At 68.4% G+C, this 14,855-nt stretch carries 13 protein-coding genes; 2 read left to right on the top strand and 11 right to left on the bottom strand.

Translation table 11 applies throughout. The annotated features are described in order from the left end of the window. Positions 1-99 precede the first annotated feature (99 nt). The 7 genes from AC06FE_RS13200 to AC06FE_RS13170 form a co-directional block, all read right to left on the bottom strand. Positions 100-534: a COG3650 family protein gene (locus AC06FE_RS13200; RefSeq protein WP_478073279.1), complete on the bottom strand. Its 435-nt coding sequence runs from the start codon at positions 532-534 to the stop codon at positions 100-102. Between the two features lie 178 nt (positions 535-712). After that, positions 713-1,582, bottom strand: coding sequence for a ferritin-like domain-containing protein (locus AC06FE_RS13195; protein WP_478073278.1), 870 nt, complete (start codon positions 1,580-1,582; stop codon positions 713-715). Positions 1,583-1,656: 74 nt separating this feature from the next. Then, positions 1,657-3,123, bottom strand: coding sequence for an amidophosphoribosyltransferase (gene purF / locus AC06FE_RS13190; RefSeq protein ID WP_132862551.1), 1,467 nt, complete (start codon positions 3,121-3,123; stop codon positions 1,657-1,659). Between the two features lie 33 nt (positions 3,124-3,156). Continuing rightward, positions 3,157-3,870: a CvpA family protein gene (locus AC06FE_RS13185; protein ID WP_132862550.1), complete on the bottom strand. Its 714-nt coding sequence runs from the start codon at positions 3,868-3,870 to the stop codon at positions 3,157-3,159. Positions 3,871-3,927: 57 nt separating this feature from the next. Continuing rightward, positions 3,928-4,929 (bottom strand): SPOR domain-containing protein, encoded by a 1,002-nt coding sequence (locus AC06FE_RS13180; protein ID WP_192286563.1) that lies wholly within the window; start codon positions 4,927-4,929, stop codon positions 3,928-3,930. Between the two features lie 66 nt (positions 4,930-4,995). Then, positions 4,996-6,270 carry a bifunctional tetrahydrofolate synthase/dihydrofolate synthase gene (gene folC / locus AC06FE_RS13175; RefSeq protein ID WP_192286564.1) on the bottom strand — a complete coding sequence of 425 codons (1,275 nt, stop codon included), beginning with the start codon at positions 6,268-6,270 and terminating at the stop codon, positions 4,996-4,998. Positions 6,271-6,602: 332 nt separating this feature from the next. After that, on the bottom strand, positions 6,603-7,247 hold the full coding sequence (locus tag AC06FE_RS13170; RefSeq protein ID WP_132862547.1) for a histidine phosphatase family protein: 645 nt from the start codon (positions 7,245-7,247) through the stop codon (positions 6,603-6,605). A gap of 258 nt (positions 7,248-7,505) precedes the next feature. Between AC06FE_RS13170 and AC06FE_RS13165 the strand changes: the two genes are divergently transcribed. Next, positions 7,506-8,363: a hypothetical protein gene (locus AC06FE_RS13165; RefSeq protein ID WP_478073277.1), complete on the top strand. Its 858-nt coding sequence runs from the start codon at positions 7,506-7,508 to the stop codon at positions 8,361-8,363. 93 nt (positions 8,364-8,456) lie between these two features. Here AC06FE_RS13165 and AC06FE_RS13160 read toward each other — a convergent pair whose 3' ends face one another. Further along, complete coding sequence (locus AC06FE_RS13160; protein WP_313254087.1) at positions 8,457-10,622, bottom strand: S46 family peptidase; 2,166 nt, start codon at positions 10,620-10,622, stop codon at positions 8,457-8,459. 136 nt (positions 10,623-10,758) lie between these two features. On the opposite strand from AC06FE_RS13160, the gene tdh reads away from it, so the two are divergent. Beyond that, a complete protein-coding gene (gene tdh, locus AC06FE_RS13155) occupies positions 10,759-11,793 on the top strand; it encodes an L-threonine 3-dehydrogenase (protein ID WP_165931098.1) in 1,035 nt (344 codons plus the stop codon). A 216-nt stretch (positions 11,794-12,009) separates the two neighbouring features. Here tdh and AC06FE_RS13150 read toward each other — a convergent pair whose 3' ends face one another. The 3 genes from AC06FE_RS13150 to cysW all read right to left on the bottom strand — a co-directional run bounded on the left by AC06FE_RS13150 (position 12,010) and on the right by cysW (position 14,853). After that, entirely contained in the window at positions 12,010-12,762 is a 753-nt protein-coding gene (locus tag AC06FE_RS13150; RefSeq protein ID WP_192286568.1) for a TorF family putative porin, read from the bottom strand. A gap of 117 nt (positions 12,763-12,879) precedes the next feature. Further along, complete coding sequence (locus AC06FE_RS13145; RefSeq protein WP_478073276.1) at positions 12,880-13,923, bottom strand: sulfate/molybdate ABC transporter ATP-binding protein; 1,044 nt, start codon at positions 13,921-13,923, stop codon at positions 12,880-12,882. Positions 13,924-13,932: 9 nt separating this feature from the next. Continuing rightward, positions 13,933-14,853, bottom strand: coding sequence for a sulfate ABC transporter permease subunit CysW (cysW, locus tag AC06FE_RS13140; protein ID WP_478073435.1), 921 nt, complete (start codon positions 14,851-14,853; stop codon positions 13,933-13,935). Positions 14,854-14,855: the final 2 nt, after the last annotated feature.

Genomic DNA, 14,855 nt, shown 5'->3' with positions numbered 1-14,855 from the left:
TTGGCCGTGAGCGTCGCCGCCCACGTCCAAAGCCCCCCTCCCCTTTCCCGTGGCAAAGGGAGGGGGCAAAGCATCACTCAGGTGGCGTGATAGCAGGCGTCAGGGCGCTTCCACCGGCACGGCCGGATCGCGGGCGCAGCCCTTGAAGGTGTCCTTGCCCAGTACGAACTCAGCGGTGAACGGGTGGCTGAGGTCGGACATGCCGTCCGAACAGGTCGCCCGTTCGATGGTCAGGCGGAATGCGTTGTCGCCCTCGCCGCCCTGCACCTGCAGCAGTCCGTCGACCAGGCTGCGCGTACCTTCGAAATGACGCGGCGCGTCCTGCGTCTCCGGCGTGGTGTAGTCCAGCGTGCCGCCTTCCACGCGCACGCCCCAGAACGGCTCGGTGCCCGATGCCTGCAGCACCTGCGGGAAGTCATTGCTTGCCGCGACGACCGGCTCTGCCGCCGGGGCCGGGGCTGGCGCGGGGGGTTCAGCCACCGGCGGCGCCGGCTGGCTGCAAGCGGCCAACGTGGCCAGAAGCACGAGTCCCATGTATGCCTGCTTCATCCATTTTCTCCTTGGTTGGGCAGCGGTGAAGGTGGCTACCTTCGCATCCCAGCCTGTGACGGCACGTGACTGGCGTCAATCGGACGGGCGCTGAAATCCTGCTTCATCGGGCGATGCTCCCAGCCTGCGGGTGACCGGATTCCTCCCCGTCCGCACGCCAGCCTCAGCCGGCCTGCTCGACCAGGTTGGCCAACTCGTCCTCGTCGAAGCCGGCCAGCAGGCGGGCCTCGATGTTGAACGGGCCATGCAGGTAGCCACCGGCGTACTCGCGCAGCAACTGCTTGAAGCGCGCGCGTGGCTCGACGCCGGCGCGCTCGCAGTACCAGCGGTACCAGCGCGAGCCGGCGGCGACATGCGCCACTTCCTCGCGCAGGATCACTTCCAGCACGTCGGCGGTGGCCTCATCGCCGAGCGAACGCAGCTTGGTGATCATCGCCGGGGTGACATCCAGGCCGCGCGCCTCGAGCACGCGCGGCACCAGGGCCATGCGCGCCAGGCCGTCATGCGCGGTCTTCTCGCACATTTCCCACAGCCCGTTGTGGGCGGGGAAATCGGCGTAGTCATGGCCATGCGCCAGCAGGCGCTCGCGCAGCAGCATGAAGTGGCGCGACTCGTCATCGGCGCAGCTCACCCAGTCGGCGTGGAAGCTGCCGGGCAGCCCGCGGAAGCGATACACCGCATCCCAGGCCAGGTCGATGGCGTTGAGTTCGATGTGGGCGATGGCATGGATGAAGGCCGCCCGCCCTTCCACCGAGCCCAGGCCACGGCGCGGCAGGTCACGCGGATGCACCAGCACCAGCTGCGCCGGCCGGCCCGGCATGCGGATCGGCTCGGGATCAGGGGCGTGTGCGGGCGGCTTCAGGGTGCCGCGGCGAAAACCCGCGGCGTAGTGCTGGGTGAGCGCGACTTTCTCTAGCGGGTCGGCGGCGGCCAAGCAGATGCAGGCGGCGTCGAGCAGTGAAAAACCGGCAGCTTCGGGCGGTGGCAGGAATGTTGTGCCTGCAACTGCAGGCTGTGCTTGTTGCGGGTTCATGGGTGCTCGCATGGTGCCGCTTCTGTTCTGCCCTCTCCCCAACCCCTCTCCGCAGGGAGAGGGGCTCAAGCGGGTCAGGCGCGGCGCAGCGTCTTGGCTTCGTCCGAACGCAACTGCTGGATACGCTCGAAGTAGCCCGGCTCGATGCCGGTGACGTAGTGGCCGTTGAAGCAGGAGGAGTCGAACTCCTTCAGTTCCGGGTTGCCTTCGCGCACGGCCGCTTCCAGGTCTTCCAGGTCCTGGTAGACCAGCCAGTCGCAGCCCAGGTGCTGTTCGATCTGCTCGACGCTGCGCTGGTTGGCGACCAGTTCCTCCACCGCAGGCATGTCGATGCCGTAGATGTTGGGGTGGCGCACCGGCGGTGCGGCGCTGGCCAGGTAGACCTTGCGTGCACCGGCGTCGCGCGCCATCTGCACGATCTGCTGGCTGGTGGTGCCACGCACGATCGAGTCGTCGACCAGCAGCACCACGCGGTTGCGGAACTCCAGGTGGATCGGGTTGAGCTTGCGGCGCACCGACTTCACCCGCTCGCCCTGGCCCGGCATGATGAAGGTACGGCCGACGTAACGGTTCTTGACGAAGCCCTCGCGGTACTTCACGCCGAGCACGTTGGAGATTTCCAGCGCCGCATCGCGCGAGGTGTCGGGGATCGGGATGATGGTGTCGATGTCGTGGTCCGGGCGCAGGCGCAGGATCTTCTCGCCCAGCTTCTGGCCCATGCGCATGCGCGCCTTGTGCACCGAGACGTTGTCGATCATCGAATCCGGGCGCGCGAAGTACACGTACTCGAAGATGCACGGGGTCTGCTGCGTGTTGGTCGCGCAGATCTCGGTGAACAGCTCGCCACGTTCGGTGATCACCACCGCTTCGCCCGGGGCCACGTCGCGCACGCGCTCGAAGCCGAGCACGTCCAGCGCCACCGACTCGGAGGCCACCACGTACTCGTCGCCTTCGGCGTGGCTACGCTTGCCCAGCACCAGCGGACGGATGCCGTGCGGGTCGCGGAAGGCCACCAGGCCCAGGCCCAGCACCACGCTGACCACCGCATAGCCGCCCTTGCAGCGACGGTGCACGCCGGCCACGGCGCGGATCGCCGCTTCCGGGGTGAGCATGCGCTGCGCGTCCAGCTCGTAGGCGAACACGTTCAGCAGTACTTCGCTGTCCGAATCGGTGTTGATGTTGCGGCGGTCGGCCTCGAACACCTGGCGACGCAGTGCCTCGGTGTTGATCAGGTTGCCGTTGTGCGCCAGCGCGATGCCGTACGGCGAGTTGACGTAGAACGGCTGCGCCTCGTCGGTGCCTTCCGAGCCGGCGGTGGGATAGCGCACGTGGGCGATGCCGATGCGGCCCTGCAGCAGCCCCATGCGACGCTCGTCGAACACGTCACGGACCAGGCCGTTGCCCTTTTCCACGCGCAGGCGGGTGCCGTTTGCGGTGGCGATACCCGCGGCATCCTGGCCGCGATGCTGGAGGACGGTCAGGCCGTCATAAAGCTGCCCGGCGACGTTCTGGTTGCCGACGATTCCGACGATGCCACACATGTTGCGCGATCTCCGCTGGGCGCAGGCGCCCGGTTAACGTGAAGGTGGCCGTGCCTGGCCCTGTGCCCCGTCCCGCGTGGAGTCGGGGTGACCCGGGCGCACCTGCGCCGGATCGATGTTGGAGGGCAACGCCCCCGCCGGGTCCACGGACCCACCTGCGCCGGGCTGCCCGGCTGGCGGCTGTCCGCTGCCCGCGTCTGTCTCGTTCGGTCGCGCATTATCGCCTGCCAGCACCGACTTGCCCAAGTCCATCAACACGTCGTGCGGCAATTCAGTCAGGTCCGGCGGCTGCGGCAGTTTTCCACGCAGCCAGCCCACCATCGGCTGCAGCGGCGGCAACAACACCGATTGCTGCCATTCCGGCTTGCCGGGCATCGAGGTGAAGCCCAGCACCAGCACCACCAGGACCGCCAGCAGCACGCCGCGGACCACGCCCAGGCCGAAGCCCAGCAGGCGGTCCGGCCACTTCAGCAGGATCGTGGAATCGACCAGGCCGCGCAGCGCCATGCCCAGCAGCATCAACGCCAGCAGCGCACCGACGAAGGCCAGCACGTAGCCGCCGGCGTACTCACCGGCGGTGGGCTGGCTGCCACCGGACAGCACCCGCGCCACCTGTTCACCGAAATGGAACGCCGCCCAGCCCGAGACAACCCAGGACACCACGCCCAGCACGGTCGCCAGCAGGCCGCGCATCAGCCCGATCAGGGCCGACAGGGCGATCACGGCCAGCAGGATCAGGTCAATCACGGCAGGCCCGGTCCGGTCCCGGCGCGGTATGGGCCGGGACGGCAGTCATCGCTCGCATCAGGGATGCGGACGGACCATACCCGGGATGCCGACCTTGGCGGCCACCTGGGCCTTGAGCTGGTCGGCCTCGGCGCGGCTGGCCACCGGCCCGACCCGGACGCGGTTGAGCGTGCCGTTGTCGGTACGCACCTGCTCGACGAAGGCGCTGAAGCCGGCCGCGCGCACGCGGTCACGCAGCGCATTGGCCTCGGTCGGCTGCGAGAACGCGCCCAGCTGCACCGCGAAACCGACGTTGCTGGCGGCCGGGGCGGCCGGGGTGCGCACGTCAGGACGCGCCGGGGTGGTCGCCACCGGCTTGGGGGCCTCGGGTTTCGGGGCCGCCGGCTTGGGGGCTTCCGGCTTGGGCTCCGGACGCGGCGTGGCGGCCACCGGGCGTGCCGGCTCGGCCGGCAGCGGCTCGCTGCGCACCGGGGCCGGCGCAGGCGCCGCGGTCGCGGTGCTCGGTGCCGCCGGGGTCTCGGCCGCGGCATTGAGCACCACCACCTGCGCATTGACGTCGTTGCGGACCTTGCCCGCTTCCAGTCGCACCAGTTCGGCCTGGGCGCGGTCGGCGTACGGCCCGATGCGCACGCGCCATGCCGGGCGACCGTTGATGGTGTCGGCCTGGCTGAAGCCCGGCAGGTTGGATTTCTTCAGGTGCGCGATCACCGCATCGGCATCGGCCTGGGTGGCGTAGGCACCGAAATTGACCGCGTAGTTGCCTGCCGCCACGGCCGCGGGCAGGCCATTGGCCGGCTGCGTGGCCGGCGCCTGGGCGGTAGCGGTTTCCGGGGCGGTGGCCGGCATGCCCAGTGCCCCGCCGGCCGGCACGCTCGGCGCGACCAGCGGCAGCTCACGGGTTTCGAACTGGCCCGCGGCCGGGGCCTCGGGCGCCTGCAGCGGGACATCCTGCACACCGCTGTCCGGTGCCGGCCCCTTGACCAGCATGGGCAGGAAGATCACGGCCAAAGCCACCAGAACGATGGCACCAATCAGTCGCTGTTTCAGAGGAGTATCCACAGATGGCTTACGAGCGGCGTGGCGGAATGCCCCGGCGATTATATGCGTGGCGTCCGGCGCACGGCCTCAGCCAGCTGAACGAAGCAATGGCAGGGCGTCGGCGACGGTGTGGAACGAACCGAACAGCAGCACCCGGTCGCCCTCGGCCGCCTGTGCCAGTGCCGCATTCAGGGCCGTCGCCACGTCCTTGGACAAGGACGCCGACGCTGCCGGGGTCTGCTGCAGGCGCTGCTGCAACTGCGCCGCACTCTGTCCACGCGCGCCGTCCAGCCCTGCCAGGAACCAGCCATCGACCTGCGCCTGCAGGGCCTGCACCACGCCCTCGGCATCCTTGTCGGCCAGCGCGGCATAGACCGCCAGGGTACGGCCAGCGCCCGGCTGCGACTTCAACGCCGCGGCCAGCGCGGCGGCGGCCTGCGGGTTGTGGCCGACGTCGACCAGCACCTCCACGCCCTTGCGCTGGAAGCGCTGCAGGCGGCCATCGATGGCCGCCCCGGCCACGCCCTGTGCCCAGGCAGCGCGCGGCACCGGCTTGTCCAACGCGCGCAGCGCGGCGATGGCGGTAGCGGCGTTGTTGCGCTGGATCGGTGCCCACAGTGCCGGCTGCGGCAGTTCGATGCGGAAGGAGACATCGCGCCAGCGCCAGCGTTCGGCATCGATCGGCTCGGCGAAGAAGTCGCTGCCGAAGCGGATCGCGTTGGCGCCCAGCACGTAGGCACGCCGCAGCACGCTGGAGGGCGGGTCGATCTCTCCCAGGATCACCGGCTTCCAGCCACGGAGGATGCCGGCCTTTTCCTCACCGATGGCCTCGCGGTCGGTGCCCAGCCAATCGGCGTGGTCGATGTCCACCGTGGTGATCACCGAGACATCGGCATCGATCAGGTTCACCGCATCCAGGCGCCCGCCCAGGCCGACTTCCAGCACGGCCAGATCCAGCTGCGCCTGCGCGAACACCCACAGCGCGCACAGGGTGCCGTATTCAAAATAGGTCAGCGGGGTGTCGCCACGGGCATCCTCGACCGCGTTGAAGCCCGCCACCAGGGTGGCATCGTCAACGTCGGCGCCATCGATGCGCACGCGCTCGTTGTAGGCCAGCAGGTGCGGCGAGGTGTAGGCCCCCACCTTCCAGCCGGCGGCTCGGGCGATGGATTCGATGAAGGCCACGGTCGAGCCCTTGCCGTTGGTCCCGCCGACCACGATGCTGCGCTTGCCTGGCTGCCCCAACTGCATGCGTGCGGCGACCTCGCGCACGCGCTCCAGCCCCATCGCGATGGACTGCGGGTGCTGCTGTTCGATATGGGCGAGCCACTGGCCAAGCGTGGCGGGACGTGCGGAAGACATGCGGGACGTTCTCGGATCATGGGCCGGCGCGACGGCCGGCAGCGCGTTGCGCGCGGGAAAGGCGCCCATGATACAGCGGGCCTTTCCGATGCCCCCATCCCGCCGTGCGGACCACGTTCGGCGCGGACGTGGCCGACGACACCCCAGGCACCCCTCCCCCGCCCTCCCTTGCCTGCGGCAGAGGGAGGGGGCAAGAGCAGCAGTGCCTCGCCACGTTCGTCAGGGGTGTGGCCGATGACACCCCAGGCCCCCTCGTCCCGCCCGCTCCTTGCCTGCGGCAAGGGGCGGGGGCACAGAGCAGCAACGCCAGGCTGGATCAGGGTGACGTGGCTTTACAGCGCGCGGTGCTTGGCTTCGCCGAAGAACGGGGTGTGATGCGCGCAATCGTTCAGGCGCACCACTTCCAGATGCTCCACGTCCGGGCCTTCGAGCAGGTTGAGCGTGGTCGGGGCCTGGCGGAAGGTCCACAGCTTGGCGATCGGCAGGCCCAACACCTTGCACAGGATCACCCGGTTGACCGCGTCATGGGCAACGACCAGCAACGTGTCGTCCTCGCCCAGGCCTTCGGCGGCCTTGGCCAGGCCGCGCCAGCTGCGGTCCAGCACCTGGCGCAGCGATTCGCCGCCCGGCATCAGCACGGTATCCGGCTCCTCGCGCCAGGCGCGCAGGCGGGCCGGATCCTTGTCGTGGATCTCGCTGGCGAGCAGGCCTTCCCACTCGCCATGGGCGATTTCCTGCAGGTCCGGCTCGGTCAGCAACATCTCCGCGCGGGCGCTGCCCAGCGCGGCCTTGGCCGTGCTCTGCGCGCGGCTCAGCGGCGAGGCGACGGCGCGGGTGATCTGCACATCGGCCAGGCGCTCGCCCAAGGCCTTGGCCTGGGCCTGGCCCACCGGCGAAAGGGGAATGTCGATCTGGCCCTGGTAGCGGCCTTCGGCGTTCCACGGCGTTTCGCCGTGACGGGCAAGCAGGATGCGCATGCAGCAAGTTCCATTCTTGGGTGTGGGGCCCGCCCGGTGCTGGCAGCGGGAGGCGCATCATAGCCCGAGCAGACGGTGACGCCGCCCACGGTTTCCTTCGATACGGATCCCCTGCGGCGCCCGGATCCGGCGCATCACCGCAACAGACCACAACATGCGTGACACAGTCGCGCGCCTGTTCCTCGCGTACGATAACGGCTCCCTATCGGTGCCACGGTGTCGCATGAGGGCCAGCACCCTCCACGCCCCCGACGCGGCATGAGCAGCCCTTCCCCACCTTCGACTCCCGTCCCCGCTGAATTCCGCAACGAACGCCGCGATCGCTGGTTCGCGGCGCTGATCAGCCTGCAACTGCACCTGCTGATGCTGGTGCTCCTGCTGCACTCCAATCCGCCGGTGGTTTCCTCGCCGCAAGGCGCTTCCGGCGGTGGCGGGCGGGTCAAGGTCGATTTCGTCGGTGAAGCGCCGCCGTCGCCGCGACCGACGCAGAAGCCGCCGCAGCCCAAGCCCAGCACCACCCCGCGCGCGCAGCCCAAGCCGCTGGCCCAGCGCCGCAGCGAGGACCGCAAACCGGTGCCCGAGGCCCGTTACATCGAGCCGCCCAGCGCTCCGGAACCGGACAATACGCAGGCACCGGTGCAGGCGCAGGCCGAGGCCACCCCGGCGACGGCGGAAGCCCCCTCCGACAGCGTGCAACGCCGTCCGCAGACCTGGACCGGACGCCCGCCCGGCTGGGTGGAGAAGCCCACCGTCCCGGAAGACGGGGTTTCCAGCGGCATGGGCAACCGCACCGGCAACCGCGTCGACCGCAGCGGCGGCGAGCCCTCCATGGAAGTGGGCGGCTACCAGATCATCTACGACCTGATCAGCGACACCAAGCTGCGCACCTGGATGGAACAAGGCAAGACGGAACTCTCCATCCCGCTGCCCGGCACCACCTACCTGATGGTCTGCCCGGCCGAAGTCGCCCTGCGCCGCGGCTCCAGCAAGTGCCGCATGGTGCCGGCCGGCTCACCCGAGCTGAAGGACATCGGCGACGCGCGCGATTTCGTCATCGTGATGTACGTCTACCGCTACGGTGAACTGCTGTGGCGTGGCCCCGGGCCGTATCGCTGAGGCAGGTGACGGCGGCCGGAGCCCCCTGCCCCACACGCAGAAGGCCCAGGCAGTTTCCCGCCCGGGCCTCCATTCAAGCGAACCGACGCGCGCTTACTTCGACGCGTCGTCCATTTCCTTCAGCAGCTGCGGCGCCGGCGCCACTTCCTGCATGATCCAGCGCATGTAGCGCTCGTCCACCGAGATCATGCGGGTCATCACCGGGTCGAACACCCAGTTGCTGGCGACCGATTCCCAGATGCCGTCGAAGGCCAGGCCGACCAGGCGACCGTGCGCGTCGAGCACCGGCGAGCCGGAGTTGCCGCCGGTGATGTCCAGGTCGGACAGGAAGTTCACCGGCACGCTGCCCAGGCGGGCATCCTCGAAGCCGCCGTAACGCTTGGCCTTGACCGCATCGATCAGTGCCTTCGGCGAATCGAACGGATCGGCACCGGTTTCCTTGGCGACCACGCCTTCGACATTGGTGAAGGACGGCTGCACCTTGCCATCCAGGCCGGTGTAACCCTTCACGTTGCCGAAGGTGATGCGCAGCGACAGGTTGGCGTCCGGGTAGACGAACTCGCCCTGGCTCTTCTTGTAGTCGGCGATCGCCTGCAGGAACAGCGGACGCGCCACCAGCTCCTCACCGGTACGCACCTTGCGCTGGTGCTCGATCTCCAGCAGCGCCGGCATCACCGCCACCGCGTACTGGATGGCCGGGTCGGTGCTGGCCTCGAAGGCGGCCTTGTCGGCATTGAGCCACTTCAGGCGTTCGTCCAGGTTGCCCAGCTTGGAGCCGTCCAGGCGCGCGACGGTCGCGTTGACCGCAGCGGCGTCGGTGCCACCGATCCACGTATCGAATGCGGCCAGGTGCTGGTTGGCCGGCAACTGCGCGTACTGCTGCAGCCAGTACTGCTGGAACTGGCGGTCCATCGCCGCCACGTAGCGGCGGTCCATCTGCTTCAGGCCACCTTCGATGGCCGGCAGGTCACGCTCCTGGTAGCCCTCTTCGCGCTGCGCGTCCGGCTTGGCCTTCTCGATGGCCAGGCGGTACAGGCGCACGGCGGTGCCCAGCGTACCGGTGCGGTTGAGCATGGCCAGGTTGAGGTCACGGGCCTGGTTGGCGCGCGACTGCAGGCCCAGTGCCTGCAGCTGGGCGTAGGCATCGGCCGCCGGCTGGCCGGCGGCGCCGCGCCCGCGCAGCCATTCCAGCACCGCCGCTTCCTCGCGCTGCTTGTGCGCCAGCACGTTGTTGCGCTTGAAGCCGTCCAGCTGGCCGTCGTAGTTCTTGCTGGTGTTGTTCCAGCCGGCCATGCTGGCGGCGTACTTCACCGCGATGTCCGGGTTGTCCTTGCTGGCCGCCTCGACCATCGCGATCTGTTCCTTGTAGGCCTTGGCGATGCTCGGGTAGGTCCAGTTGGCGGTGTTCTCGAACTCGCTGACCAGCGCGTAGCGGTCGGTGCGGCCCGGGTAGCCGGCCACCATCACGAAGTCACCCTCGCCCAGCGGCTGGTTGGCCAGCTTCAGCCAATGCTTGGGCTGGTACGGCACGTTGTCGGCGGCGAACGCGGCCGGCTTGCCGTCCTTGCCGACGTAGGCGCGGTAGAACGAGAAGTCACCGGTGTGGCGCGGCCACATCCAGTTGTCGATGTCGCCACCGAACTTGCCGACGCTGCCCGGGGGCGCATAGGCCAGGCGCACGTCCTTGATTTCCATGTTCTTGAACAGGCGGTAGGTATTGCCGCCGGAGAAGCTGTACAGGGTGCAGCTGTAGGCGTCGTCGCTTTCGCACTCGGCGATCAGGCGCTTTTCCAGCGCTTCCAGCGCCTCGGTGCGCTTGAGCGGGTCGCGGCCGGCGCCGGCGATGGCAGCCTTGGCCTGGGCGGTGACGTCGGTGATGTCATCGAGCACGTAGATGCGGGCGTTCGGGCCGGCGCTCAGCTCGTCCTGCTGGGTCGGCGCGTTGAAGCCATCCTTGATCAGGTTCTTCTCGGCGGTCGAATTCAGCTGGATCGAGCCGTAGGCGCAGTGGTGGTTGGTGACCACCAGGCCCTGCGGCGAGACGAAGCTGGCGGTGCAGCCGCCCAGCGCGACCACCGCGCCCATCGGGTCGCCGGTCAGGTTGGCCAGCTGTTCCGGGTCCAGCTTCAGGCCGGCCTGCTTGAGCGGGCCGGCGATCTCCGGCAACTGCTGCGGCACCCACATGCCTTCAGCGGCCTGGGCGGCCTGGGCCATGCCCAGCCCGGCGACGATGGAAAACGCAAGCAAATTCACGCGCATGAGGCAGTTCCGAAAGGTTGGAACGGCCGATTGTAACGATTGGAACCGCCAGCTTCCCCTGCCATCGGTCAGTACGGGGCGGTTACGGCGTCGGGCATATAATCGCGGCTCTTTTTCACACTGCGGTTTTCCTGCAATGGCACAGACGATGAAGGCGCTGGTGAAGCGCGAAGCGACCAAGGGCATCTGGATGGAAGAGGTGCCGGTGCCCACGCCCGGCCCGAACGAAGTGCTGATCAAGCTGGAGAAGACCGCCATCTGCGGCACCGACCTGCACATCTACCTGTGGGACGAGTGGAGCCAGCGCACGATCAAGCCGGGCCTGACCATCGGCCACGAGTTCGTCGGCCGTATCGCCGAGATCGGCCCGGGCGTGACCGGCTATGAAATCGGCCAGCGCGTCTCGGCCGAGGGCCACATCGTCTGCGGCCACTGCCGCAACTGCCGTGGCGGCCGCCCGCACCTGTGCCCGAACACCGTCGGCATCGGCGTCAACGTCAACGGCGCCTTCGCCGAGTACATGGTGATGCCGGCCAGCAACCTGTGGCCGATCCCGGACCAGATCCCGTCCGAGCTGGCCGCCTTCTTCGACCCGTACGGCAACGCCGCGCACTGCGCGCTGGAATTCGACGTGATCGGCGAGGACGTGCTGATCACCGGTGCCGGCCCGATCGGCATCATCGCCGCCGGCATCTGCAAGCACATCGGCGCGCGCAACGTGGTGGTCACCGACGTCAATGATTTCCGCCTGAAGCTGGCCGCCGACATGGGCGCCACCCGCGTGGTCAACGTCGCCAACCAGTCGCTCAAGGACGTGATGAAGGAACTGCACATGGAGGGCTTCGACGTGGGCCTGGAAATGAGCGGCAACCCGCGCGCGTTCAACGACATGCTCGACTGCATGTACCACGGCGGCAAGATCGCCATGCTCGGCATCATGCCCAAGGGCGCCGGCTGCGACTGGGACAAGATCATCTTCAAGGGGCTGACCGTGCAGGGCATCTACGGCCGCAAGATGTACGAGACCTGGTACAAGATGACCCAGCTGGTGCTGTCCGGCTTCCCGCTCGGCAAGGTGATGACGCACCAGCTGCCGGTGGACCGCTTCCAGGAAGGTTTCGACCTGATGGAGCAGGGCAAGGCCGGCAAGGTCGTGCTGAGCTGGAACTGATCGCCCGCGCGATGCACACGAAAGGCGCCGCAAGGCGCCTTTCGTACATCTGCAGCAGCCCCGCAGGAGCGGCCTTGGCCGCGAAGCAGATGGTGTTCCAGGTGGCAGGCATGCCTGTCGCGGCATGGACGCCATGCTTCGCGGCCAAGGCTGCTCCTGCCGATGAAATAAAAAAGGCGCCTTCCGGCGCCTTTTTCATTACACATCAAACAAGGATCAGGGCACGTCCACCGACACGGTGAACACCACGCCCGGCTTGTAGGTGTCCGACTCGCGGCGCAGCGCCGGCGCGTCCGAACCGAAGGTGTCGTAATAGCCCAGGGTGGCGGTGGCCGGGCCAAAGCCCTTGGAGACCGACACCGAACCATCGTAGTAGTCCGAGCGGCGCGGCCATTCGTTTTCCTTGGCCTTGATGGTGGTGTAGCCCACCGAGGCGCCGACCGAGAAGCCGGTATCGCCGATGTCATAGCTGGCTTCCACGGCGCTGTAGGTCTGCTTGGCGTCGCTGTTGCTGTAGTCGTCGGCATAGCCGAGCAGGCCGCTGACGGTCACCGGGCCGTTCCAGGTCACCTTGGCCAGGTATTCGTTGTAGTCGATGTTGCCGTAGCCGGAAGACGAACCAACGTAGGTGTAGCGGTTCACGCCCAGGTCCAGGTTCCAGCTGTCGGACAGGTCCTTGTTCCAGCCGACGGTGTAGTCGACTTCGAAGTTCGGGCCGCCTTCGCCGAAATCGACGTTGGAGCCCCACACGCCGGCATACAGGCCGAACGGCGCGGTGTAGGTGGCACCGGCCTGGAAGGCAGCGCTGTTGTCGCTCTGCGACACGCCACGGAACACGTAGTCGGTGGTCACCCCGTAGGTAAGGCTGAACGGGGAGCTCGACTCCTCGCTCTCCTGGGCGCAGACGGCGAACGGAACGGACAACAGGGCGGCGCAGGCTACGGCGACAAGGCGCTTGCTGTGCATCATGCGGATCTCCAGGCAGTGGGGGGCGTCGGCCGGCGGCAGCGCCGGTTCACGAATTTTTAACCACAATGATATTGCGATGCAACATCCGTCGCCCCCACGCACACGCCCCTGCCCTGTTCAGCCGCCTTCGGCGGCGAACACACCGTAGCGGCGCGCCGCCAACCGGATGGCCTGCCCGGAGGCATAGGCCGGGCTGCCGGGCGGCAGTTCGACCTCCACGTCCGCCGCGCTTCCCTGCAGCTGCGCCCGCAGCCGTTGCCGCGGCCCGCTGCGCTGCACCGAGCCGACCGTGGCGGGCCAGTCGCCTTCGGCGTCCACCACCAGATCCTCCGGCCGCACGAAGACCTCCAGCGCCTCGGCATCCGGCAGCACCGCCGTCCGCGGCCACTGCGCGCCCGCCACCTCCAGCACCGGCCCCTGCAACCGCGCCGGCAATCGGTTGGCCTCGCCGACGAAGCCATACACGAACGGCGACGCCGGCCGGTCGTAGACCTCGCCGGGCGTACCGACCTGCTCGATGCGGCCCCGGTTGAGGATCGCCACGCGGTCGGCCAGCTCCAGTGCTTCTTCCTGGTCGTGGGTGACGAACACGGTGGTCAGGCCGGTGCGGTCATGGATCTCGCGCAGCCAACGGCGCAGGTCACGCCGTACCTGCGCATCCAGCGCACCGAACGGCTCATCGAGCAGCAGCACCCGCGGCTCGATGGCCAACGCGCGGGCCAGGGCCACGCGCTGGCGCTGGCCGCCGGACAGCTGCGCCGGATAGCGCCCGCCCAAGCCTTCCAGCTGCACCAGCGACAGCAGTTCCTCCACCCGCGCGTTGATGCGCGCCTTCGGCCAGCGCTCGGCACCGCGCCGCACCTCCAGCCCGAAGGCGATGTTGCCGCGCACGTCCAGGTGCTTGAACAGCGCGTAGTGCTGGAACACGAAGCCGGCCCGGCGTGCCTGCACGCTCAGGTTGGTGGCGTCCTCGCCATCGAACAGCAACTGCCCCTGCTCGGGTTGCTCCAGCCCGGCGATCGCACGCAGCAGCGTGGTCTTGCCCGAGCCGGACGGGCCCAGCAGCGCCAGCAGCTCGCCGCTGCGGATGTCCAGGCTCACGCCATCCAGTGCCGGAAACGCACCGAAACGCTTGCCCAGGTGTTGGATGCGGATGTTCATCGTGACTCCTCAGTGGCGGTGCGCGGCGGACAGCGATTGGCCGTGGCGCCATTCCAGGCAAGACTTCAGCACCAACGTCAGCAACGCGGTGCCGGCCAGCAGCGAAGCGCAGGCAAATGCCGCGCTGTAGGCGTACTCGTTGTAGAGGATCTCCACGTGCAGCGGCAGCGTGTTGGTGCGCCCGCGGATGTGGCCGGACACCACCGACACCGCGCCGAACTCACCCATCGCCCGCGCGCTGCACAACAGCACGCCGTACAGCAGGCCCCAGCGGATGTTGGGCAGGGTCACCTTCCAGAACATCTGCCAGGCGTTGGCGCCGAGCGTCAACGCGGCCAGTTCCTCGTCGCTGCCCTGCTGCTCCATCAGCGGCATCAGTTCGCGGGCAATGAACGGGAAGGTCACGAACACCGTGGCCAGCACGATGCCGGGGATGGCGAACACGATGCGTGGCAGCTGCAGCAGCCTCTCGCCCAGCACCGGCAGGTGCAGGCGCAGCCCGTCCTCGATCAACGGCCAGAACCAGCCATCGCGCCCGAACAGCAGGATGAACACCAGCCCCGCCACCACCGGCGACACCGAGAACGGCAGGTCGATCAACGTCACCAGCCAACGCTTGCCCGGGAAGCTGTGCTTGCTGACCACCCACGCCGCCGCCACGCCGAACACCAGGTTCAACGGCACCACGATCGCGGTGACCAGCAAGGTCAGCTTCACCGCGGACAAGGCATCAGGCTCACTGATCGCTACCCAGAAGGCCTGCACGCCGCCGCGCAGCGCTTCGACGAACACCAGCAGCAGCGGCAACAACAGGAACGACAGCAGGAACCCCAGCGCACCGAGGATCAACAGCACCTGCACCCCGCGCGGCTCGCTGGTCACCTGCTGCCGCGCACGCACCTTTTCACCCTGCTCCACCTGCACCGGCAACT

The organism is Stenotrophomonas sp. Steno-C18 (genome assembly GCF_056393195.1).
This window is presented reverse-complemented; position numbering and strand designations above follow the sequence as displayed.